24 protein-coding genes and 1 other annotated feature are annotated in these 23,344 nt (G+C 39.8%); of the genes, 20 read left to right on the top strand and 4 right to left on the bottom strand.

All coding sequences use genetic code 11. From position 1 onward, the window contains the following. The first annotated feature begins 6 nt into the window (after positions 1–6). The 3 genes from rpmI to I5J82_RS11605 all read left to right on the top strand — a co-directional run bounded on the left by rpmI (position 7) and on the right by I5J82_RS11605 (position 931). The gene (gene rpmI / locus I5J82_RS11615; protein WP_066243622.1) at positions 7–210 is read left to right on the top strand and encodes a 50S ribosomal protein L35; all 204 of its coding nucleotides are present in this window, start codon (positions 7–9) and stop codon (positions 208–210) included. A gap of 38 nt (positions 211–248) precedes the next feature. Then, complete coding sequence (gene rplT / locus I5J82_RS11610) at positions 249–608, top strand: 50S ribosomal protein L20 (protein WP_066291543.1); 360 nt, start codon at positions 249–251, stop codon at positions 606–608. Positions 609–679: 71 nt separating this feature from the next. Further along, entirely contained in the window at positions 680–931 is a 252-nt protein-coding gene (locus tag I5J82_RS11605) for a DUF1294 domain-containing protein (RefSeq protein WP_260858479.1), read from the top strand. Positions 932–934: 3 nt separating this feature from the next. On the opposite strand, the gene I5J82_RS11600 is transcribed toward I5J82_RS11605, so the two are convergent. Further along, on the bottom strand, positions 935–1,960 hold the full coding sequence (locus I5J82_RS11600; protein WP_198767974.1) for a cytochrome d ubiquinol oxidase subunit II: 1,026 nt from the start codon (positions 1,958–1,960) through the stop codon (positions 935–937). 16 nt (positions 1,961–1,976) lie between these two features. Then, positions 1,977–3,317 (bottom strand): cytochrome ubiquinol oxidase subunit I, encoded by a 1,341-nt coding sequence (locus tag I5J82_RS11595; RefSeq protein ID WP_198767973.1) that lies wholly within the window; start codon positions 3,315–3,317, stop codon positions 1,977–1,979. 149 nt (positions 3,318–3,466) lie between these two features. Between I5J82_RS11595 and I5J82_RS11590 the strand changes: the two genes are divergently transcribed. Both I5J82_RS11590 and I5J82_RS11585 read left to right on the top strand, forming a co-directional pair. Next, a complete protein-coding gene (locus I5J82_RS11590; protein WP_198767972.1) occupies positions 3,467–4,069 on the top strand; it encodes a TVP38/TMEM64 family protein in 603 nt (200 codons plus the stop codon). Positions 4,070–4,391: 322 nt separating this feature from the next. Then, positions 4,392–4,892, top strand: coding sequence for a dUTP diphosphatase (locus I5J82_RS11585; RefSeq protein WP_198767971.1), 501 nt, complete (start codon positions 4,392–4,394; stop codon positions 4,890–4,892). Positions 4,893–4,940: 48 nt separating this feature from the next. Here I5J82_RS11585 and sspI read toward each other — a convergent pair whose 3' ends face one another. After that, positions 4,941–5,147 carry a small acid-soluble spore protein SspI gene (gene sspI, locus I5J82_RS11580; RefSeq protein ID WP_066396708.1) on the bottom strand — a complete coding sequence of 69 codons (207 nt, stop codon included), beginning with the start codon at positions 5,145–5,147 and terminating at the stop codon, positions 4,941–4,943. Positions 5,148–5,252: 105 nt separating this feature from the next. Between sspI and I5J82_RS11575 the strand changes: the two genes are divergently transcribed. The 3 genes from I5J82_RS11575 to pheT all read left to right on the top strand — a co-directional run bounded on the left by I5J82_RS11575 (position 5,253) and on the right by pheT (position 9,826). Then, complete coding sequence (locus tag I5J82_RS11575; RefSeq protein ID WP_198767970.1) at positions 5,253–6,020, top strand: TrmH family RNA methyltransferase; 768 nt, start codon at positions 5,253–5,255, stop codon at positions 6,018–6,020. Between the two features lie 66 nt (positions 6,021–6,086). Continuing rightward, positions 6,087–6,308, top strand: a binding site (T-box leader). A gap of 41 nt (positions 6,309–6,349) precedes the next feature. Continuing rightward, positions 6,350–7,384 carry a phenylalanine--tRNA ligase subunit alpha gene (gene pheS, locus I5J82_RS11570; RefSeq protein ID WP_198767969.1) on the top strand — a complete coding sequence of 345 codons (1,035 nt, stop codon included), beginning with the start codon at positions 6,350–6,352 and terminating at the stop codon, positions 7,382–7,384. Positions 7,385–7,402: 18 nt separating this feature from the next. Further along, positions 7,403–9,826, top strand: a complete 2,424-nt coding sequence (gene pheT / locus I5J82_RS11565) for a phenylalanine--tRNA ligase subunit beta (RefSeq protein WP_198767968.1) — start codon at positions 7,403–7,405, stop codon at positions 9,824–9,826. Between the two features lie 57 nt (positions 9,827–9,883). On the opposite strand, the gene rnhC is transcribed toward pheT, so the two are convergent. Further along, positions 9,884–10,828, bottom strand: coding sequence for a ribonuclease HIII (gene rnhC / locus I5J82_RS11560; protein WP_198767967.1), 945 nt, complete (start codon positions 10,826–10,828; stop codon positions 9,884–9,886). Between the two features lie 156 nt (positions 10,829–10,984). Here rnhC and zapA point away from each other — a divergent pair, with 156 nt between their 5' ends. The 12 genes from zapA to trxA all read left to right on the top strand — a co-directional run bounded on the left by zapA (position 10,985) and on the right by trxA (position 23,324). Further along, positions 10,985–11,248 carry a cell division protein ZapA gene (gene zapA, locus I5J82_RS11555; RefSeq protein ID WP_144698705.1) on the top strand — a complete coding sequence of 88 codons (264 nt, stop codon included), beginning with the start codon at positions 10,985–10,987 and terminating at the stop codon, positions 11,246–11,248. Position 11,249: 1 nt separating this feature from the next. Next, entirely contained in the window at positions 11,250–11,786 is a 537-nt protein-coding gene (locus I5J82_RS11550) for a CvpA family protein (protein WP_198767966.1), read from the top strand. Positions 11,787–12,055: 269 nt separating this feature from the next. Continuing rightward, positions 12,056–13,771: a DNA polymerase/3'-5' exonuclease PolX gene (gene polX, locus I5J82_RS11545; RefSeq protein ID WP_233096467.1), complete on the top strand. Its 1,716-nt coding sequence runs from the start codon at positions 12,056–12,058 to the stop codon at positions 13,769–13,771. Between the two features lie 30 nt (positions 13,772–13,801). Beyond that, positions 13,802–16,159 (top strand): endonuclease MutS2, encoded by a 2,358-nt coding sequence (locus tag I5J82_RS11540; RefSeq protein WP_198767965.1) that lies wholly within the window; start codon positions 13,802–13,804, stop codon positions 16,157–16,159. A gap of 43 nt (positions 16,160–16,202) precedes the next feature. After that, positions 16,203–16,607, top strand: a complete 405-nt coding sequence (locus I5J82_RS11535; RefSeq protein WP_066396690.1) for a DUF350 domain-containing protein — start codon at positions 16,203–16,205, stop codon at positions 16,605–16,607. Between the two features lie 555 nt (positions 16,608–17,162). Continuing rightward, positions 17,163–18,854: an AMP-binding protein gene (locus I5J82_RS11530; RefSeq protein WP_198767964.1), complete on the top strand. Its 1,692-nt coding sequence runs from the start codon at positions 17,163–17,165 to the stop codon at positions 18,852–18,854. Positions 18,855–19,058: 204 nt separating this feature from the next. Beyond that, entirely contained in the window at positions 19,059–19,661 is a 603-nt protein-coding gene (gene fadR, locus I5J82_RS11525; protein WP_144698717.1) for a fatty acid metabolism transcriptional regulator FadR, read from the top strand. A gap of 26 nt (positions 19,662–19,687) precedes the next feature. After that, a complete protein-coding gene (locus I5J82_RS11520; protein WP_198767963.1) occupies positions 19,688–20,461 on the top strand; it encodes an enoyl-CoA hydratase in 774 nt (257 codons plus the stop codon). Positions 20,462–20,476: 15 nt separating this feature from the next. After that, a complete protein-coding gene (locus I5J82_RS11515; protein ID WP_198767962.1) occupies positions 20,477–21,247 on the top strand; it encodes an electron transfer flavoprotein subunit beta/FixA family protein in 771 nt (256 codons plus the stop codon). Between the two features lie 12 nt (positions 21,248–21,259). Then, entirely contained in the window at positions 21,260–22,231 is a 972-nt protein-coding gene (locus I5J82_RS11510) for an electron transfer flavoprotein subunit alpha/FixB family protein (protein ID WP_198767961.1), read from the top strand. A gap of 73 nt (positions 22,232–22,304) precedes the next feature. Next, positions 22,305–22,913, top strand: a complete 609-nt coding sequence (locus tag I5J82_RS11505) for a histidine phosphatase family protein (protein WP_198767960.1) — start codon at positions 22,305–22,307, stop codon at positions 22,911–22,913. A gap of 99 nt (positions 22,914–23,012) precedes the next feature. After that, a complete protein-coding gene (gene trxA, locus I5J82_RS11500) occupies positions 23,013–23,324 on the top strand; it encodes a thioredoxin (RefSeq protein ID WP_066396676.1) in 312 nt (103 codons plus the stop codon). Positions 23,325–23,344 lie beyond the last annotated feature (20 nt).

Raw genomic sequence — 23,344 nt, 5'->3', positions numbered from 1 at the left:
ACCATTATGCCTAAAATGAAAACTCATAAAGGTGCTGCGAAGCGCTTTAGAAAAACTGGATCAGGTAAATTAAAGCGTGCTCGCGCTTATACTAGTCACTTGTTTGCTAACAAGTCAACTAAAGCTAAGCGTAAGCTTCGTAAAGCGAAACTTGTTCACAGCGGTGACTACAAGCGTATCCGCACATTGTTAACTTACAAAAAACGTTAATCGTTCATCAATCGATTTAAAAATAGGAGGTTTTTAATATGCCAAGAGTAAAAGGTGGCTATGTAACACGTCGTCGTCGTAAAAAAGTTCTTAAACTAGCTAAAGGCTATTTCGGTTCCAAACATAAATTATTTAAAGTAGCACAACAACAAGTATTCAAATCACTTATGTACGCTTACCGTGACCGTCGTCAAAAGAAGCGTGACTTCCGTAAGCTTTGGATCACTCGTATTAACGCTGCTGCTCGTACAAACGGTCTTTCTTACAGCCGTTTAATGCACGGTCTTAAACTTGCGGGTATCGACATCAACCGTAAGATGCTTTCTGAGATCGCTATTACAGACGAAAAAGCTTTCGCTGAATTAGCTTCAAAAGCAAAAGACAGCCTAAAAGCTTAAGTAAAAAAAGAAAAGATCATTTCCTCAATTGATGGAGATGATCTTTTTTCATTCTGAAGGGAAACAACAAGGTGTTAATCATATATTTAATCATTTTAAACGTAGCCGCCTATTATGTTATGAAAAGAGATAAGTTATCTGCCAAAAAGGGCGAATGGCGCACACCTGAAGCGAGGCTATGGCTGATCGCAGTTATTGGTGGAGCACCCGGTATGTGGCTAGCTATGAAAAAGTTGCGTCATAAGACTAAACATCCTTCATTTCGTTACGGGCTGCCTCTTTTAAGTATGTTTATAACAGTTTTAGCAGGCTGGTTTATATAGAAGCTATTCCTGTTGAAGGTATCGTTTGTCTTTTAAGAACAACCTCCAGAATATATAGAATCCTGGGGCCAAGATGGCAAGACCAACGATATACATAATCATTAAGGAGTAAAACGTTTCTGGTGCAGTAAACGCCTCATAGATCGTTAAATCAGGATATACGATGTAAGGCAGATGAGCTAAACCATAACCAACGCTTGCAAGACCATATTGTAAAACAGTTGCTAATAGTGTAAGACGCGGCCGTCCAATTCCTGGACGGTTTTGTTTTGGCCACCAAAGAGAAGCGTATGCAATAAAGAATGCAACCAAAGAGAGAATAAACCAGATTTTTTGATCCATTAGATTATCGATGAGCCATCTAGATTCAGGTGTTATGAATAACAAAGTGAAAAGCGCAGCGAGTAGGGTCAATGGTCCTAACATAATCGCATTGCTACGATACAACCTGTATGCATCCTCTTTTTTTGAAACTCTTGCATAATCAGCTAAAAATAACGAAGAAAGATACAACTCAGATGTTAGGCCGAAAAGGACATACAAATAGAGTGTTGGACTTGTGAGAAGTTTTGTTAGCAATAGGGTCTGTGTATCGCCGTCAACAGCTATAAATCCACCTTGTGAGATAGGAAGCACGGCAATCAACAAAGATGGAATAAGCAAGCCAGAGATGCCTGAGATAATAAACATCGTTCTGCGATATCCTTGAACAGAATACGAGAACACCATAAAAGCACTTCGAATAGCAAGTAAAAAGAGAATCAAAGAAACTGGAACGAGCATGACCGTTCCGAGAGTGTATGCTCCTTTAGGAAAGAAGCCAACAAATGCAACCACTAAAAGCACTAAGAACGTGTTTGTGATTTCCCAAGTGGGGGACAAGAAACGATTTGCGATTCTTCCTGCCATCGTTTTATGGTTGTTGTAGATCATCGCCCAGAATCCAGCTCCAAAATCGATCGAACCGAAAATGCTATAGATAAAAATAAACGTCCACATCATCAGAATCGCTAAAATTTCTTCGCTCATCCTTCATTCCTCCTTTCTAACTCTGAAGTTTTTCCATATCTTTTGAAACAGGGTTTCGCTTGAAATAAGCAGTTAAAATCAGAACCGTTAAAACACTGAGCAACGCATATAGACCTAAGAACAATAGGAAGAGCACTCCGAGATCTTCATTCTTTGTTGCAGCTTCGGCCGTCGTCTGAACGCGATAGATCGTCCATGGCTGTCTTCCGCTACAGCTGAATACCCACCCGAACTCAATGCCAAGCATAGAGAGTGGGCCTGATAAAACAAGCGACCATAAAAGCCACTTTGGAAATGGTTTTCCTCTCTTTTTTACGAAGAACCACCAGTAGGCTAAAGCTACTGCAGCAAGTCCTAATAAAAGTGTTCCAATCCCGACCATTAAGTTAAAAAGCGTGTGTACATAAAAAGGTGGCCATGTTTCTCGAGGAAACTCGTACAACCCTTTTACTTCTGTATCGAACTTTCCAGCAGCAAGCCAGCTGAGCGCCCAAGGTATTTCGATTCCGTACTTCACTTCCTCTGTCTTAGGGTCTGTATAGCCCCCTATTGCAAGTGGTGCATATCTTTGAGTCTCAAATAGCCCTTCAGCAGCTGCTAGTTTTTCAGGTGAGTGCTGGTGCAAGATCTGCGCTGAATGATGCCCGGAAACAGCAGAGACAAAGCTCATCAAGAGAGCAACAGTAAGAGACATGAACAATCCTTTTAAATGGTAAGCGCGTTCACGGTCAGGTCGCTTCTTTAACAGTTTAAATGCGGCTACCGAAGCCACAGCAAACGCACCTGTCATATAAGCCGTAATGGCGACGTGAAAAGAAGAGGATAAAAAGCTAGGATTGAAGAAAGCATCCCACGGAGAGACATCATAGATCGTCCCATCCGGTTTGATTTTAAATCCATCTGGTGTATTCATCCACGTATTAACCGCAGAAATTAAGATGGCGGAAGCGACAGCTCCCAGTGCTACAAAAAATACAGATATCAAACGGAAATATCTTGGCAATCTGTCTGCAGCATATACGTAGATCGACATGAATAACGCTTCTAAAAAGAAAGCGAAGATCTCGATCTGAAAAGGAAGTGAGATAACCTTTCCTACGATTTCCATAAATCCTGGCCAGAGCAAAGATAATTGCACACCGACAATTGTTCCTGATGGAATGGCAACACCTAATAAAACGGCAAACGCCTTTGTCCAACGTTTCGCCATAATGGCATAATCGTTGTCACCTTTTACTTGATGTATGATTTCGGCGATGACGATCATCAAAGGAAGACCCACACCAAGTGTTGCGAAAATAATATGAAAACCTAGTGATGTACCAAAGAACGCTCTCGCGAGTACAACTGTATCCATGATTCGGACTCCTCCTAAAAAACTAAGAACTATGTAAGCAAACAATCTATCTTTAAGGTGTCAAAAAGAAGTGGTGTTTATGCATGCGAACATTCTGTCATACAGAGCTCGTCTTCTGTCATATGCTGACTTAAAGGGGGGATGAGTGCGTGTTAGACAACAGTAGTGTGTTCATCGAGTTGCTCAAGTTCAGTGGAATCTTTGCCCCTTTATTGTTCATTCTTCTTCAAGCGTTTCGACAGTTCTTTTTTCTACCGGTAGGGCTGATCTGTCTTACAGGAGGAATTTTGTTTGGAGCAGTCGCTGGTGCATTGTATTCAGTCATTGGAATCACGCTTTCTAGTGTACTCTTTTACTGGGGAATGAAAAGTATGCCGAAGCTGATGAAAAAAGTAAAAAAACTGCAAAAAAAGTGGATTGGAAAACGAATGCCGTTTTCCGTAGGTCAGATTGCTATTTTAAAAATGATACCCTTTATGCATTTTCATCTTTTGAGTCTATGCTTGATCGAGATCTCGTCCAATTTCAAAGAATATACAAAAGCTAGTATCATATCAAACGTTCCAATCGCTATATTTTATTCTTCGTTTGGCTCGGTTCTGCTTTCTCTCTCGCTTGTTACTTCTGCAGCTATCATTGTCGTGTTATCGATATTGTTTTATTTATTGAGAAGAAAAGAATGGGTCATTAAATGGAGTGAGTTCTTTGAGGAAAAGAAAGAAGAACAGCAAAAACAACGCATGCCTGCATAGTGGAAACTGAAGTAAAATAAAAAAAGGAAGGTAAAAAACATGGGTTTCGTATGTAATTTCATGCGAAGCCCATGTTTTTTTGTTAATAAAGAAAATCTGTGAAATTCAACCGGTTTGCATATCGCCTTCATAAGTTAAGTAGATGATGTTAATTCTTTAAATTTGATGGATAATCCGGCGAGATTTCAAAAAAATCCGGCGAGTTTATGCGATAATCCGGCGAGTTTAAAATTTCCGACATGAATTTTACTTTTGCATTAGAAATTCATCCTCGAATGTAGGACTAGTTAACGTTATAATAGCTTAGGAATGAAAGGCAGGGATGAACGTGAAAATTGTACAACTCTTTTCCATGCAGAACAAATTAAATATGCGCATAGTAAAAGAACATAATCTTGATAACTCATCGTTATTTGAACAGAGAAGATTAGCGTTTCTTGTTGAGCTTGGTGAACTAGCGAACGAAACAAGATGCTTTAAATATTGGAGTAAACGTCCTGCTTCTGAAAAAGAAGTAATTTTAGAAGAATATGTAGACGGACTACATTTTGTCTTATCGATAGGATTAGATTTGGGCTTTAAAGAGGTTGAAATGACCAATGAGGTTGATCTTGGCGAGAAGATGGACAAGATAGATATCAATACTTTATTTTTAACTCTATATCAATCGGGGTCTAAATCTTTATCACACGAAGAATTCCAATCGTTTTTTGACACATTTTTAGGGCTCGGTGTGAAACTCGGCTTTTCAATTAAAGAGATTGAAGAAGCTTACTTTGCAAAGAATAGAGTAAATCATGAACGTCAAGATACTGGCTATTAATAAAATAATTAACTTTAAACAAAAATAAAAAACCCGGTGAACCGGGTTTTACTTCAAGCCGTCTGAAAGTGTGTTTAAAATTTCTTCCTTCTTTTGCTGATCAGAATTTTTCCAGATCACTTCAAAAAGAACACCAAGACCAGGAAGCATTTTCTCTTCTCCACTCTCGATGGCATCTACGATCGTATCTTGTAACTGCTCTTTATTGTTGCCAGTAACGTTATGCAAAACAGCTTTTCTTAGGTCTAGATTCATGGATATGCACCTCTATTAATTTTTTCTTTTTTTATTGTGTACGTTCTAGGCATGTTTTATGAGAAAAAAGTAAAATATTTATGATTTAAAGGAGAACACTTGAAAATGAAGCACATTGAATCAGAATCCAATGCTTCCTTAAAGCAATGGAAAAAACTTCATACCAAAAAAGAACGTGAAAAATCCGGGACATTTTTACTTGAAGGTCCTCATCTTATAGAAGAAGCAATCGCGTCTGGTGCAAAACTTCAACATGTGATCGTTGAAGAAAATTTTGAAATTAATGAAGCTTGGTTAAAGGAAAAATTCACACTTTGGTCTGTTCCGGCTAAATTGATGAAACAACTTTCTGAAACTGAAAAACCCCAAGGCATCATTGCGGTTTGTGAAATGATGGATCAGTCTGAAGAACTTATTAAAAAAGGCGGACGTTACCTTTTAATCGATGGGGTTCAAGACCCAGGAAACCTTGGTACGATCATTCGTACAGCCGATAGTGCGGGCCTTGATGGTGTGTTTTTAGGTGAGGGTACAGCGGATCTTTATAATGGTAAAACCGTTCGATCAACGCAAGGATCTTTATTTCATCTGCCGATCGTTAAAGCGAACCTTCTAGAAGTGATAGAGCAGTGTAAGGAACATGATCTACCGGTATTGTCTACTTCCCTTCAAAATTCTGTAGATATGCGAGAAACGCCAGAAGTGGATGGGTTTGCCTTAATCATGGGTAATGAAGGGGCAGGTGTGCAGGAGATTCTTCAAGAGGAGTCAACGCTAAATGTGAAGATTCCGATCTTCGGCAGTGCGGAGTCCCTGAACGTATCTGTTGCAACGGGTATTCTTTTGTATGAATTACAGCGAAATCGAACGTAATTTGTGACATAGCGTTGCAATTATAGAATTTTTTCATATATAATGAAAAAGATGAATGGAATAGTATTAAAAACGAAGATGGAGAAAAGTAGATAATGATTCCGCCAACAAGGGAGGAAATGTCCTGGACTGTGAGCATTTCTTTGGTAGGTGTTATTGAATTCACTCCTGAGTTGTCACCTGAAACGTTTAGTAGGGATGACCGGTGAAGAGCCGTTATTAAAATGAAGTGAACAGTGTATTTTTCATTGTTAAATTGGGTGGTACCGCGAACTCCTCGTCCCTTATTGGATGAGGAGTTTTTTATATTTTTAAGGAGGGGTTGCACGGTGAAAGACCGTTTAGAAGCTCTAAAAGTAGAAGCGATCGGCCAGATCAAAGAAGCCCAAGATTTAAAAGATCTGCAAGCTGTTAAGGTAGCTTATTTAGGAAAGAAAGGACCTATTACTGAAGTATTAAAAGGGATGGGGAAATTGTCTGCTGAAGAAAGACCTGTTATTGGTGCTTATGCCAACGAAGTTCGTGACAGTATCCAACAGGAATTAGATAAAAAACAAAGCGCGCTTGAAAATGCAGCGATTGCTGAAAAACTTTCAAAAGAAACCATCGATGTTTCATTACCAGGAAGACCTGTTAAGAAAGGAAATCCACATCCACTAACAGCTGTTGTTACGGAGATTGAAGATCTGTTCTTAAGCATGGGCTTTACAATCGCTGAAGGTCCAGAAGTAGAAACAGATTATTACAATTTTGAAGCTCTAAACTTGCCAAAGGGGCACCCTGCTCGAGATATGCAGGACTCATTCTTTATTACAGAGGATATTCTTCTTCGTACACAAACGTCACCTGTTCAAGCACGTACGATGGAAAAGCATGAGGGAGAAGGACCAGTGAAAATCATTTCTCCAGGTAAGGTTTACCGAAGAGATAACGATGATGCTACACACTCTCATCAGTTCATGCAGATCGAAGGCCTTGTTGTTGACCAAAATGTTCGTTTAAGTGACTTAAAAGGTGTTCTTGAAACCTTCGCTAAGAAAATGTTCGGTGAAGATCGTAAAATTCGTCTTCGTCCAAGTTTCTTCCCTTTTACAGAACCATCTGTTGAAATGGATATCTCTTGCTTTAAGTGTAGCGGAAAGGGCTGTTCAATCTGTAAGCAAACAGGTTGGATCGAGATCTTAGGAGCAGGTATGGTTCATCCGAACGTACTTGAGATGGCAGGGTTCGATTCAAAGAAATACACAGGTTTTGCATTTGGTATGGGACCTGAGCGTATCGCGATGCTCAAATATGGAATTGATGATATTCGTCATTTCTATGCGAACGATATCCGGTTTTTAAAACAATTCAAAAATGCATAACTTGAGGAGGGGAATTATATGCTAATCTCTTATAACTGGCTAAAAGAATATGTAAATGTAGAAATCTCACCGTCTGAGCTCGCAGATAAGATTACAAAAAGCGGTATTGAAGTCGAGATGGTCGAGTCATTAAATAAAGGAATCAGTGGAGTAGTTGTTGGATATGTTGAAGAATGCATCCAACATCCTAACGCTGACAAGCTTAGAGTTTGTAAAGTGGATGTTGGTCAAGGTGAAGTCTCACAGATCGTGTGCGGTGCACCAAACGTAGCTCAAGGCCAAAAAGTGGCTGTGGCTGTACCTGGTGCTGTGCTTCCAGGTAACTTTAAAATAAAAAAAGCAAAGCTACGTGGTGAAGAATCTCACGGTATGATTTGTTCGCTTACGGAACTAGGTGTTGATACAAAATTAGTACCAAAAGAATATGCAACAGGAATCTTTGTGATGCCATCTGACGCAGAGCCTGGAAGTGATGCTCTAGAATACTTGAATCTGAATGATCATGTATTGGAACTTGGTCTTACTCCGAACCGAGCTGATTGTCTGAACGTGATCGGTGTTGCAAATGAAGTAGCAGCTATTTTAGAACAAGAAGTGAAACTTCCAAACACATCGATCAAAACAACAGAAGAAAAGGCAGAAGATTTTATTTCTGTTCAAATTGAATCTCTTGAAGATAATCCATATTACGGAGCGATGATCATTCGTGATGTTAAGATTGGTCCTTCTCCACTTTGGATGCAGAATCGTCTGATGGCATCTGGCATTCGTCCGATCAATAACATTGTTGATATCACAAACTATGTACTTCTTGAGTATGGTCAGCCATTACATGCCTTTGACTACAACCGATTAGGTTCAAAAGAGATTGTCATCCGACGGGCTACAGAAGGTGAACACATTCAAACGCTTGATGATCAGGATCGTAAACTTAAGGATACTCACTTAGTAATCACAAACGGAAAAGATCCGATTGCAGTAGCAGGTGTTATGGGCGGAGCAACGAGCGAAGTTCAATCTGACACAACAAACGTTCTTTTAGAAGCAGCGTATTTTACTTCAGGTCGAGTAAGAGCAGCTTCTAAAGATCTTGGTTTACGCAGTGAAGCAAGTTCAAGGTATGAAAAAGGCATCGATCGTAACCGTGTATTTGCAGCTGCAATGAGAGCAGCTAGCCTTATGGCTGAACTTGCTGGAGGCAAAGTTGCTGAAGGGATCGTTGAAGCAGGTAAGCGCGAAGTTAACTCATACAGCGTTAAGATGGACGTTTCTAGAATGAATAATCTTCTAGGAACAGAGATCACATCAGAACAGACCGCATCGATCTTTAACCGTTTAGGTTTTGCATATAAAGAGTCAGACGGACAGTTCGAAGTAAACGTTCCTTCACGTAGACCAGACATAACGATTGAAGCGGATTTAATCGAGGAAGTAGGACGTATCTATGGATATGATCGCATCCCAACTACGTACCTTTTATCGGAGGCTCGTCCTGGTGGGCTAACGAAGAATCAAGCGCAACGCCGTAATATTCGAACGTATCTAGAAGGTGCAGGGCTATATCAAGCCGTAACTTATGCATTGACTACTCCTGCAAAGTCTACTCATTTTTCATTTAGCAATGAGAAAGTATATCCGATCTCAGTTGCACATCCAATGAGTGAAGAACGCAGTACGTTAAGAATGAGCTTATTGCCACAACTTCTTGAAGTGCTTCAATACAACAGAAATCGTTCGATGGAAGATCTGGCTATTTATGAGATGGGATCTGTCTTCATCAATCGCCAAGAAGTATTAACGGATCTTCCTGAGGAATATGTGTTCGTTTCAGGCGCTGTTACAGGTGTATTTAACGAGCATCTATGGCAAGGGGAAAGAAAGACTGTTGATTTTTATGTATTAAAAGGTATTCTAGAAGGTCTGATGGGTGAATTGAATCTTTCTGAACGTATCACCTATGAAGCTGGAGAAATTGAAAACATGCATCCAGGAAGAACGGCGATCGTGAAGCTCGATGGAATTTCTGTAGGGTTTGTTGGTCAGCTTCACCCAGCTCTTCAAAAAGACTTGGATGTAAAAGATACGTATGTGTTCGAGTTGAACGCAACTAGTCTTTTAGAGAAAGAAACAGATCAGATGATCTATCAAACATTGCCGCGTTATCCTTCCATTACACGTGATATCGCTCTTGTTGTTGATCAAGAACTTCCAGCAGGAGACCTGACAACTGTGATTCAAGCTGCAGGTGGAGAATTGTTAAAAGAAGTAAATCTTTTTGATCTGTATGAAGGTGATAAGATGGAAGCAGGTAAGAAATCACTTGCCTTCTCACTGAAATATTTTGATCCGGAACGAACATTAACCGATGAAGAAGTAGTAACGGCGCATAACCGCGTATTAAAGAGCTTAGAAGAACGCTTTGGCGCTCAGCTAAGAAAATAAACCACAAAAAACCGGCTCATCTATTGATGAACCGGTTTTTTTAATAGCTACTCCTAGCTAACTTCGTTTTTTGCTTAATAGTTTCAAGGCTTTTTGTGTATTTGCAAAATGTTTCTTTGTTGCGGTATCAAAAACAGTCTCTCCATATTTTTCAACGAGCTCAGCCGCCTTTACATCCACGTGTGGACCTGCCCCTTTTGGAATAACGGTATTAAAACGGTGCCCTAGCTTATCCATTTCTTTTAAAAAGCTATATCTGGCTAAGATTGAAGCAGCAGCAACGGCTAGGTGGATCGATTCACCTTTTGTAGCAAAATAAAGCCCTTCTTTTAAAAGGTTCTTCTCTCTTGTTAAGTAGTTAAAGTAAACACCAGGTTCACAGAACTGATCGACTAATATACCTTCGATCTCTTCACCTTCAATTTTTGCCTTTACATTTTGCAGAGCTCGGTTATGAAGGATCGCCTTAATCTTTCCTTGCGTCATACCTTTTTGCTGAAGTTCGTTATACTTCTCATTATTCAGCACGAGAAGTGAGTATGGAACGGTATGGATCAGTTCCTTTGCGATCTGAATAATCTGTTTGTCATTTAAGTGCTTGGAATCTTTCACACCCAGTTCTTTTACGAGTTCAAGATTAGCTCTAGAAACGTATGCGGCGGCAACCGTCATAGGTCCAAAATAATCTCCCGTTCCAACTTCGTCACTTCCGATCATCGATAATTCTGCTGCGTTCTGTGGTGGGGCATACTGATGAGGCGGTTTCACCGTTTTACTTTTCTCTTTAGGGACGGAAACTTCACCCGAATATTTTTGAGAAGCAGCCTCTGCACCCTTTCCTTGAAACAGGACTTTGCCTGACTGGTATGCTGTAACCGTGCAATCTGAGAGTTTTGCTGTAAAAACAGCTCCAGGTGGCGTTTTAGCTGATAAAACGGATGTGAGTTCTTTTTTCATTTTAAGTATTTCTGTATTTGTCATTTTTTTAACAACGTGAGACATGATATTGATCCTCCTAAAAATGAAGAGATTTCCAAATATATCAAAAAAACGCTACAATAGAACAGAAATATTTTCAACTATGAACGATATTTGATAAGATAAAGATTAGAGTATTCATTAAATGAATGATCCTTTGTATGTTAAGGAGGTTATTTTGTGGCGGAAGAGAAAAAGAAAAACCGTACGACGGTCGAAATCTATGGACAACGATATGTAATTGCAGGGACCGAATCCTCCAGCCACATTCATTTAGTAGCTGATAAAGTAGACTTGAAAATGAGAGAGATTCAATCTCATAACCGGTTTCTCGACACGAAACAACTAGCTGTACTTACAGCAGTAAATACAATGAACGAATATTTAAAGATTAAAGAAGAGCTGAAAAAATTGCAACAGCGAATTGGAAAAGAGGAAAGTTAGAATGTTGGATTTAATATTGATTATCATATTAGCAGGTGGATTTTTAATCGGTTTAAAAAGAGGCTTCATCATGCAGCTCGTCCATTTGGTCGGATTTATAGCAGCATATATCGTTGCTTATCTGTATTACGATGAACTTGCGCCAAAGTTAGAGTTGTGGATTCCATACCCTTCTTCAAATGATAGTTCTGTATCTTTTTTAATGAACAGCATATCACTTGAACAAGCTTATTATAATGCGATTGCCTTTGCTATCCTGTTCTTCGCCACTAAGATCATCTTACAGATTCTTGGATCTATGCTTGATTTTCTTGCAAACTTACCGATTCTTCATACGTTCAACAGGTGGCTAGGTGGTTTATTAGGATTTGTAGAAGTCTATTTAATCGTGTTTATTTTATTATATATCGCAACATTAGTTCCGATTGAAGCCTTTCAAGCTCATTATGAAAATTCATCGATCGCACAGGGAATGGTCAAAAACACCCCCGTATTTTCTGAGTCCGTAAAGGAAATGTGGATGAAACATATGGCATAACTTCTCCCAACGCGGAGAAGTTTTTTTCTTTGCAGTTTATACTCAGGTGTTCTTGATTCAGGTTGCATGCTTTCCGCGGGGCAGGCGGTGAACCACATTCGTACGTTTCTCGTATAAGTGTCTCACCTGCCCCGCAGGAGTCAGCAACCTTACGCTACAATCAACTCTGGTCGATGAAGCAAGAGTGTAAAGTGCTTTAGGGATAATATCACAAATTATAAAAGCCATTATCATACTAGCATGACAATGAAAATAGAGGTGAGCTCATTATGGTAAATAAAAAAGAGGTAGTACGCGCACTTGAACAGATTGCTCTGTATCTTGAAATCTTAGGTGAGAATTCGTTTAAAGTTTCCGCTTATCGTAAAGCAGCGAACGCTCTTGAGAGTGATGAGCGAACGATGGATGAGATCAGTGATGTGTCAAAACTGAAAGGAATCGGCAAAGGAACAGCTTCCGTAATTATTGAAATGATAGAAAAGGGGAAGTCGGATCTTTTAGTTGAACTTCAGGAAAAAGTACCGTCTGAATTGATTACACTGCTGCAGGTTCCAAATCTCGGAGGTAAGAAAATCGCTAAACTTTATTCCGAGTTAGGTGTAACGAATATTGAATCTCTAAAAGAAGCATGTGAAAATGGTAAAGTGAGAGAATTGGCAGGGTTTGGCGCTAAAACCGAAGAGAAGATCTTAGCATCGTTAAAAGATCTTGGGAAAAGACCAGAGAGGCTTCCTATTGCATACATGCTTCCTATTGCAGAAAAAATAGAATCTCAGTTAGAAAGAATGAAAAATATTGAGAAATACTCTAGAGCAGGAAGTCTCAGGCGTTACCGGGAAACGATCAAAGACTTGGATTTTATTATTTCAAGTAATCATCCAAGTGAAGTGAAGCAACAACTATTGGAACTTCATGGAGTCATTGATGTGATTGCAAGCGGAGATACAAAGGTTTCTCTCGTACTTGATGAAAAGCTCTCTGTATCCGTTGACTTTCGTATTGTTCAACCCCATCAGTTTGCTACCACACTTCATCATTTTACGGGGTCGATGGAGCATAACGTTAAAATGCGTCAGCTCGCAAAGGCGAGAGGCGAAAAGATCAGCGAATATGGTGTAGAAAATATAGAAACAGGTGAAATTCTTACGTTTGAAACGGAAGAGGATTTCTATGCTCATTTCTCCTTAAGTTGGATTCCGCCTGAAGCGAGAGAGACGGGTGAAGAAATAGAGCTATTTAAGGATGGTCATGAACTGATTCAGTTATCCGATATAAAAGGAGATCTTCATCTGCATTCTACTTGGAGCGATGGGGCGTTCTCGATCGAAGAAATGGCTGAGGAAGCGCGAAGCAAAGGCTATGAATATATGGCGATTACAGATCATTCTCAATACTTACGAGTAGCGAACGGCCTAACTCCCGAGAGAGTACGTATGCAGCGGCAAGAGATTAATAAATTAAATAAAAAGTATACTGATTTTAAGATACTTGCGGGAATTGAGATGGATATTCTCCCAGATGGTACACTTGATTATGATGATGAATTATTAGAAGAGATGGATTTTGTTATTGCAAGCATCCATTCATCGTTCTCTCAAAATCAAAACAAGATTATGAACCGTTTGAAGACGGCGTTAACACATAAGAAAGTTGATCTTATCGCTCATCCAACGGGACGTCTGATTGGACGCAGAGAAGGTTATGACGTGGATGTTGAAATGCTGCTGCAACTTGCTTTTGAAACAGGTACGGCTGTTGAGTTGAATGCAAACCCTAACAGACTTGACCTTGCTCCCCAATGGCTGAAGAAAGCTCAAGAACTTGGGGTTAAGGTCGCGATCAATACAGATGCACATTATAAAGACACGATGAAACATATGGAGATTGGAGCAGCGGTTGCCCGTAAAGGTTACATTAGAAAAGGCAATGTGTTAAACACAATGACTTTAAAAGAACTTGAAACCTATTTGAACCGTAAAAAATAGCTCTAGGTCCTGGGATCAGGAGGAAAGAATATGCAAGATAAAATGCTGCGTGTTTTAGAACTAAGAAAAGTGATCGATCGTCTAAAAAAGCATGCAAGCTGCTCACTTGGACTAAATAAGATTAATTCTTTAATGCCGTTTACAACACTTGAAGAAGTAAACGAGGCTCAAGATGCCACAGATGAAGGAGTAAAGGTTCTTCGATTAAAAGGACAAGTTCCATTCGGCGGAATCTTTGATGTTTCTTCAAATGTTAAACGATCAAAGATTGGTAGTCTGCTAAATGAAGAAGATTTGATGGATATCGCTTCTACTCTTTATGGTGGTAGACGTTTCAAGAGATTTATCGAGGGCTTGGTTGAGGATGGTATTGAACTGCGTATCCTTAAGAATGCAGCAGAAAACATCATTCCTCTTCATGAGCTAGAACAAGAAATCAAAAGCTGTATTGATGACAATGGACATATGATGGATAGTGCTAGTCCAGAACTTCGTGCGATTCGCCAGCAGTTGCGTACATTTGAAACGCGTGTAAGAGAAAAGCTGGAATCAATCGTCAGATCATCTAGTTATCAAAAAATGTTATCTGACTCGATCATAACAATTCGTAACGATCGATTCGTTATTCCCGTTAAACAAGAGTACAGAGGTAATTTTGGCGGAATGGTTCATGATCAATCAGCGAGTGGAGCGACTTTGTTTATTGAACCTCAATCTGTTATGACGGTTAACAATCAAGTAAAAGAAACTAAAGCGAAAGAAGCACGTGAAGTAGAGAAGATTTTAAGAGAACTCACTGTTGGAGTCGCAGAACATGCTGATGATATTTTGTTGAACGTCGATATTTTAGCAGAGATGGATTTTATACTAGCAAAAGCTAGATTTGCCAATGAGCTAAAATGTACGCGTCCGATTATGAATGACAAAGGATTTATATCCCTGAATAGTGGCCGACATCCTCTGCTCGATCAAGAAACAGTTGTTCCAACGAGTGTGATGTTAGGAGGCGAGTATCAATCACTCGTCATAACAGGTCCCAATACAGGTGGTAAAACGGTTACTCTAAAAACCATCGGACTTCTTACTCTTATGGCACAATGTGGCCTGCAGATACCTGCTGGAGAAGAATCGGAAATGGCTGTCTTTAAGAATATCTATGCTGACATAGGTGATGAACAATCTATTGAACAATCATTGAGTACGTTTTCTTCACATATGGTCAACATCGTAGACATCTTAAATAAGATCGACTTTGAATCACTCGTGCTTTTTGATGAACTAGGAGCCGGGACCGATCCTCAAGAAGGAGCAGCCCTCGCTATTTCGATTCTAGACTTCGTGTTTGCCAGAGGAGCACGTGTTGTAGCCACAACGCATTATAGTGAGCTAAAAGCATATGCTTACAACCGTCCGGGTGTTATGAATGCTTCTGTAGAATTTGATGTGCAGACGTTAAGACCTACTTATCGTTTATTAGTGGGTGTGCCAGGACGAAGTAACGCCTTTGAGATCTCTAAAAGACTCGGACTAAGACAGGATATCATTGATTCAGCTCGCTCTCAGATTAGTGAAGACGAGAACAAGATTGATAATATGATAAAGTCTTTAGAAGATAATCGTAAAAAAGCAGAAAAAGAGATGGAAGAAGCAGAGAACAGAAGAAAAGAAGCAGAGTCTATCAAGGGTGATCTAGAAAGAGAACTCGAACTGTTTCAGAATGAAAAAGATCGTCTTTATGAAAAAGCAAAGCAGGAGGCGGAAAAGGCGATCGAAAAAGCACGTGAAACGGCAGAAGAGATCATTCATGAAATTCGTGAACTTCAAAAATCAGGTGGACAGATCAAAGAACATAAACTGATTGAAGCGAAAAAGAGATTAGAAGAAGCTGTTCCAAAATCAAAAGCCAAGAACAAAAAGGTAAAAGCTGTATCTACAAAGCAAGAATATGTTCCTGGTGACGAAGTGCGGGTACTTACTGTAGGTCAAAAAGGACATATCGTTGAAAAAGTAAGCAACAACGAATACCAAGTTCAGATAGGAATTCTAAAGATGAATGTATCTGAAAAAGATTTAGAGTGGGTTAAACAAAGTAAACCGAAACCTGAACCGCGTTCATTCGTAAAAGTATCAGGAAACTCCGATTCTTCTCGCCCAGAACTTGACTTAAGAGGTAAACGGTATGAAGATGCCATGTTAGAGGTGGATCGATATCTGGATGAAGCGCTTCTAGCTGGTTTCAACCAAGTATATATCATTCATGGTAAAGGGACAGGTGCACTAAGAAAAGGTGTTCAAGAGCTATTGAAAACGCATCGAAATGTTAAATCCACTCGTATGGGTGCAGCTGGTGAAGGCGGAGGCGGAGTAACAGTCGCTGTATTGAAGTAGTAAAGGGAATTAAACCAAGCCGTTTACAAAGGGGTATTGTTGAATGGATTTTATGAGTAACGCTTTTATTAAAACAGCAGCAAACTATAGCGTTGTCGTGCTATGTCTAGTCGTCTTTTTGGCTGTGTTTGAACTGGTTACGCGTTATAAAAATTGGGTCGAGATCAAGAAAGGAAACTTATCCGTTGCTATGGCTACGGGAGGGAAGATTTTCGGAATCGCGAACATCTTCCGTTACTCAATCGCTCAAAATGATTCCATACTTATGATGATAACGTGGAGTGCTTATGGGTTTATCCTGCTCTTGATCGGTTATTTTATCTTTGAATTCTTAACCCCAAAGTTTCAGATCGATAAAGAGATCGAGAATGATAACCGAGCAGTTGGTTTCATATCAATGATCATCTCAATTGGTTTATCTTTTGTAATCGGTGAAGGAATCGAATAGCTGAAGGGAAAAGATATGGAAACGTTATTTAAAGTGTTGTTCGTATTAAGCGGTGTATTTATCGCTGCAGGACTTATCTACTTATTCTTTTTTGCTTAAAATTTCAAAACCAGTTCTCGATTCGGAGAGCTGGTTTTTTCTTGCCCGATATTCTTTAAAAGAAAGATCGCTACTGTTGGTTTGCTTGTTACTTATCAATACTTTATAGGAATGTTGATCTTATGAATTTATCTTCATGCAAGTTGATTGGAGCGCAAGGTTGCCGACTCCTGCGGGACAGGCGGGCAGGTGAGACACTTAAAAGTGAAACGTACGAATGTGGCTCACCGCCTGCCCCGCGGAAAGCGAGCAACCTGGAGCGGAAATCAACTACTTTCAAACCCTACGATGAAATCGCAACAAAAATATTTTTGCTTGTGCTCAAAAAACAGATTTAGAACCGTATTATTGAATTATTTATAATTTTTAAAAAAGTATATAAAATTGTATACGTTTTCAATATAATAGGAATAAAGATATAGAAATTTTGAAGGAAGGCGTGAATTAAAGGAGGAGATGCAAGTGGAAAGACGGTGGCTCAACAGTTACCCTAGTGAGATTCCGGGACATCTTGATTACGACAGCAAACCTTTATTCGCGTATTTAGAATCAGCAGCAGAAGAAAAAACAGATAAAACTGCTGTGCATTTTTTAGGTAAGACTCTAACATTCGGTGAGCTCCATGAATGCAGTTTACGCTTTGCACATGCTCTAACAACGCTCGGTGTAAAAAAAGGTGATCGTGTTGCCATCATGCTGCCTAACTGCCCGCAGGCAGTCATCGCCTATTACGGTACGCTTTTTGTAGGCGGAATTGTTGTGCAGACGAATCCTCTTTACACGGAGAGAGAGTTACGCCATCAGTTATCAGACAGCGGGGCTAAAGTCATTGTGGGATTAGATCTTTTGTTTGGAAGAATTTCAGCCGTTCGCGGAGATACAAACATTGAACACATCATCATGACGTCTGTGAAGGATTATCTGCCCTTTCCTAAGAATTTAATCTATCCTTTTATCCAAAAGAGGCAGAATCCAACTGTAGTAGTTGATATTACGTACAATCATGAAGTTCATTCTTTTCGAGATCTGCAGAAACGTTCTCAACCAGTGAAGCCTCAAGTAGAGGTTAATCCTGATGAGGATCTTGCGTTGTTACAGTACACTGGAGGTACAACGGGTCCAGCAAAAGGTGTGATGCTTACTCACAAAAATTTAGTGACGAATGCGTTGCAGTGCAATACATGGATGTATAAAAACAGAGAGGGAAAAGAAAAGATTCTCGGGGCTCTGCCTTTCTTCCATGTATATGGTATGACGTGTGTAATGAACCTTGGTATCATAACGAAAGCAGAGATGATCATCCTGCCAAGGTTTGATCCAGCGCAAGTTTTGAAGACGATTCATAAGGAACGACCAACCCTATTTCCGGGCGCTCCGACTATGTATATCGCACTTCTGAACCATCCAGATCTAAAAAAATACGATCTTTCATCCATTCAAGCATGTATAAGCGGCTCGGCTGCTCTACCGCTGGAAGTACAACAAAAATTCCAAGCTGTCATTTCAGGGTCATTGGTAGAGGGGTATGGACTTACAGAGGCTTCACCTGTTACACATGCGAATCTTATTTATGGCGATCAGGTAAGAGGCAGTATTGGATTGCCTTGGCCGAACACCGAAGCAGCCATCATCTCAGCTGAGACCGGCGAATGGGCGGAGCCAGGAGAGATCGGAGAGTTAGCTGTAAGAGGCCCTCAAGTGATGAAAGGCTATTGGAACCAACCAGAAGAAACCGCATCTGTATTCAGAGGAGATTGGTTGATTACTGGTGACATGGGTTATATGGATGAAAAAGGTTACTTTTACATCGTGGATCGTAAAAAAGATTTGATCATCGCTGGAGGATTTAATATTTATCCTCGGGAGGTAGAAGAAGTTTTATATGAACACGAAAAAGTAAAAGAAGCTGTAGTAGTCGGTGTGCCTGATGCATACAGAGGAGAAACGGTTAAAGCTTTTGTTGTGTTAAAGGAAGGAGCAGAATGTTCGGAAGAAGAGCTGAATAAATTCTGCCGAGAACATCTTGCGTCCTTTAAAGTACCTAGGCTTTATGAGTTCAGACAAGAGCTTCCAAAGACGATGGTAGGCAAGATCTTAAGAAGAGTTCTTTTGGAAGAAGAACGTGAGAAAGCAAAACAAAGCTCGTGAAAGCTGCCACCTGGCGGCTTTTTCTATGTGAAAATATCATTAAAAGAAAAATGAAAAACGTTAACTTTAAGTTAAACTTGTAAAATGTATAGAAAAAATGACATAATGAAATTGACAGAAAAGAAAGATTTGTTTTACAATTATGAATGAACAATCATTCATTTTTGAAAAGGTGATTGTGTTATACAAAAAGAGGCGATAGAAATGAAACGTAAAGGTCCAAAATACGAAAAAATAATCGATGCAGCCGTAAATGTGATTGCAGAACATGGCTACCATCAATCCCAGGTTTCAAAGATAGCGAAAGAAGCAGGTGTCGCTGACGGCACCATCTATCTATATTTTAAAAATAAAGAGGATCTGCTTGTTTCTGTTTTTAATGAGAAAATGGGGACCTTTATCGAAAAAACAGAAAACGAGCTAAAAAGTAACGATTCAGCGATTGAGAAGCTTAGAATTCTTGTTGAGATGCACTTTAAGCAACTGACTGCTGATTTTGAACTATCAATCGTAACACAGCTAGAACTCAGGCAGACAAACAGACAACTTCGTGCAAAAATCGGTGAAGTATTAAAGAGGTACTTAGATTTAATCGACTCTATCTTGAAAGATGGAATGCATGAAGGTGTTTTTGTTAAGAACATGGATTACAGATTGGCTCGTCAGATGATCTTTGGAACAATTGACGAAACAGCAACAAACTGGGTAATGAACGATCATCGTTATGATCTACCTGCTCTTGCTGGTCCCGTACATCAGATGCTTGTAAACGGTCTGTCCGTTCGGTCTGTAAATCCGGATGATTGATTTTCAAAAAAGGAGGGAATACGAAGTTGGAATTCTTACAAATCGAAAAACAAAATAAAGTGGCAACGATCAAACTTAATCGTGCGCCAGCCAATGCATTATCAACTGGAGTGATCGAAGAGATCGATAAAGCTTTAGATCAGATCGAAAATGATAACTCTGTTAAAGCAATTGTTATTTTAGGAGAAGGACGCTTCTTTTCTGCTGGAGCAGACATCAAAGAGTTTACAGAAGTTACTGATGAAAAAGGTTTTGCAGAGCTTGGGAAAAAAGGGCAAGATGTTTTCAGCCGAATTGAACAGTTTTCAAAACCAGTAATTGCAGCGATTCATGGAGCTGCGCTTGGTGGTGGACTAGAACTTGCGATGAGCTGCCACGTAAGGCTAGTGGCTGAAGATGCGAAACTTGGTCTTCCTGAGCTCACACTAGGACTAGTTCCAGGATTTGCAGGAACGCAAAGACTGCCACAGCTTGTAGGTGTACCTAAAGCTTGTGAGATGCTCCTTTCCAGTAAGCCGATCTCAGGAAAAGATGCTGTCACCTTTGGTTTAGCAAACAGCTCTTATCCAACAGAAGAACTTTTTGAAAAGGCTTACAAAATGGCTGAAGAGTTTTCTATGAAGAGTGCTGTCTCTATTAAGTACACTTTAGAGTTGTTGCATTATGCGAGACATGGACTCTATGAAAAAGGTGCAGAGAAAGAACAAGAACTGTTTGGAAAAGCTTTTAAAAGTTTTGATGGACAAGAAGGAATCTCGGCATTTATTGAAAAAAGAAAGCCTGAATTTCAGGACCGATAAACTAGGAGGGTAACCATGAACATTTTTGTAATTTTAAAACGTACTTTTGATACAGAGGAAAAAATTTCTGTTTCAAACAATAAGATTTCTGAAGACAGTGCAGAATTCATTATTAATCCATATGACGAATATGCGATTGAAGAAGCGATCACGTTAAAAGATGCTCATGGTGGTACTGTTACGGTTGTAACGGTTGGAGACGAAGATTCTGAAAAAGAGCTTCGTACAGCATTAGCTATGGGAGCAGACCAAGCGGTTCTAATTTCAAACGAAGATCTGGACAGCCAAGATCAATTCACAACTTCGTCAGTTTTAGCAGCTTACTTTAAAGATAAAGAATATGACATTATTCTAGGCGGAAACGTTGCGATTGATAACGGTACTGGTCAGGTTGGGCCGCGTTTAGCAGAATTACTAGATATTCCGCATGTAACAACCATCACGAAGATTGAAGTAAACGGTACAACTGTAAACATCGAGCGCGATGTTGAAGGAGATCTTGAGAAGATTGAAACATCGCTTCCATTATTGGTGACAGCACAACAAGGATTGAATGAGCCTCGTTATCCTTCGTTACCAGGAATCATGAAGGCAAAGAAAAAGCCTCTTGAAACGTTGGAGTTAGACGATCTTGATATTGATGAGGATGACGTTGAAGCGAAAACAAAAACAGTGGAAGTATATCTTCCACCGAAAAAGGAAGCTGGAAAAATCCTATCAGGTGAAACGCCAGACCAAGTAAGAGAACTTGTATCTCTGTTAAGAAACGAAGCGAAGGTAATATAAGGAGGAGTCATCATGGCAAAAAAAGTTTTAGTACTTGCAGAATCCCGTGACGGTGCGTTACGTAATGTTTCATTCGAAGCAATTGCAGCAGCAAAAGAAATCTCTGGCGGCGGAGAAGTATTCGCAGTATTATGTGGTGACTCCGTTCAGTCTTTAGCAACTGAATTAATTCACTATGGAGCTGACCGTGTACTTACAGCGGAAAACGAAAAACTAGCGAACTATACACCAGATGGCTATTTCCAAACATTAAAGCAGATTATCGATGAAGAAAGCCCTGAAGCTATCGTATTTGGACACACATCTTTAGGAAAAGATCTTTCTCCACGACTTGCAGCTCGTCTAGAATCTGGACTGATCTCAGATGTTACAGGACTTGAGCAAGCGGGTGAGAACACGGTGTTTACTCGCCCTGTCTATTCAGGAAAAGCTTTTGAAAAGAAACTAATCTCGGATGGTTTAGTGTTCGTTACGATTCGTCCGAACAACATCGCACCATTAGAGAAGGATGAATCTCGTTCCGGTGATGTAACATCAGTTTCTGTTGATATTAAAGACTTAAGAACGATTGTTAAAGAAGTAGTTCGCAAAGCCTCTACAGGCGTAGATTTAGCAGAAGCAAAGATCATTGTTGCCGGTGGTCGAGGTGTGAAATCTGAAGATGGCTTCAAACCTCTTCAAGAACTTGCAGATGTACTTGGAGCAGCAGTAGGGGCATCTCGAGGTGCATGTGACGCCGATTATTGTGATTATTCATTGCAGATCGGTCAAACGGGTAAAGTTGTAACGCCTGATCTGTATATCGCTTGTGGGATCTCTGGAGCCATTCAGCATCTAGCTGGAATGTCCAACTCTAAAGTAATCGTTGCGATCAACAAAGATCCAGAAGCTAGCATCTTCTCGGTAGCAGACTATGGAATCGTTGGTGACCTGTTTGAAGTCGTTCCATTATTAACAGAAGAGTTTAAAAAAGTGTTAGTATAATAGAACGTAAATGCATGAAAACGTCCGTTTTTCTGGACGTTTTTTTCAATTTTGGAAACAAGGAAGGTGTATGATGACTACAATTGCATTCATTCGTCACGGTGAAACGGATTGGAATACTGAAAAAAGAGCGCAAGGCTGTAAAGATATCCCGCTTAACGACAATGGAAAGTATCAAGCAGAACGTTTAGCAAAAAGGTTTGCAGATGAGAAATGGGATGCTATATATGCGAGTCCACTTCTTAGAGCCTATAAAACAGCTGAGGCTATTAGTGGAATAACAGGTATAAACGTGATAGCTGATGAAAGGCTTCGCGAGATCTCTTTCGGAGAAACAGAAGGCACCACTGAGATTGAACGAGTCGAACGCTGGGGAGAAAATTGGATGGAGCTTGAGTTAGGCAGGGAAACTAATGAGGATGCTGATCTTCGTTGGAAAGCGGCGTTACAAGACATTATTCAAAAGCATAAGAATGAAAAGGTATTGATTATTAGCCATGGCGCTTTACTCGTAAGGATCTTTAAAGAGCTACTACAAGACGATACGGATCGCTGGTATGGTCTTAATAATACGTCGTATTCGGTTTTTAATCTTAGTGCAGAAAACGATTGGACATGTGAATTGTTTAACTGTCAGAAACATCTTGAAACGAGTGCTACGATATCACGTTTGTCCAATTAAAAACTTGGGTACCATAAAGTTGAGCAAACTATTAGCAACTGTAACATTTGTGGGATATACTTTGTTTACACTTTGTTATTTAAAAGGAGGGCCAAATAAATGGCTATTGTTAATGCGTCAGATCAAACATTTAATACAGAAACGAACGAAGGTTTAGTACTTGCTGACTTTTGGGCACCATGGTGCGGACCTTGTAAAATGATCGCTCCTGTTCTTGAAGAAGTAGATCAAGAAATGGAAGAAGTAAAAGTAGTTAAGCTTGATGTAGATGAAAACCAAGAAACAGCTGGTAAATACGGTGTTATGAGTATTCCAACTCTACTTGTATTCAAAGACGGTCAAGTGGTTGATCAAGTTGTCGGTTTCCAACCGAAAGAAGCTTTAGTTGAACTTTTAAACAAACATAAATAAGCTTTGCCAGAAAAAAGCCC

Source organism: Fictibacillus halophilus, assembly GCF_016401385.1.
GTDB lineage: Bacteria > Bacillota > Bacilli > Bacillales > Fictibacillaceae > Fictibacillus > Fictibacillus halophilus.
The sequence above is the reverse complement of the archived record's forward strand: the minus strand, read 5'-3'. Positions and strand labels throughout refer to the sequence as shown.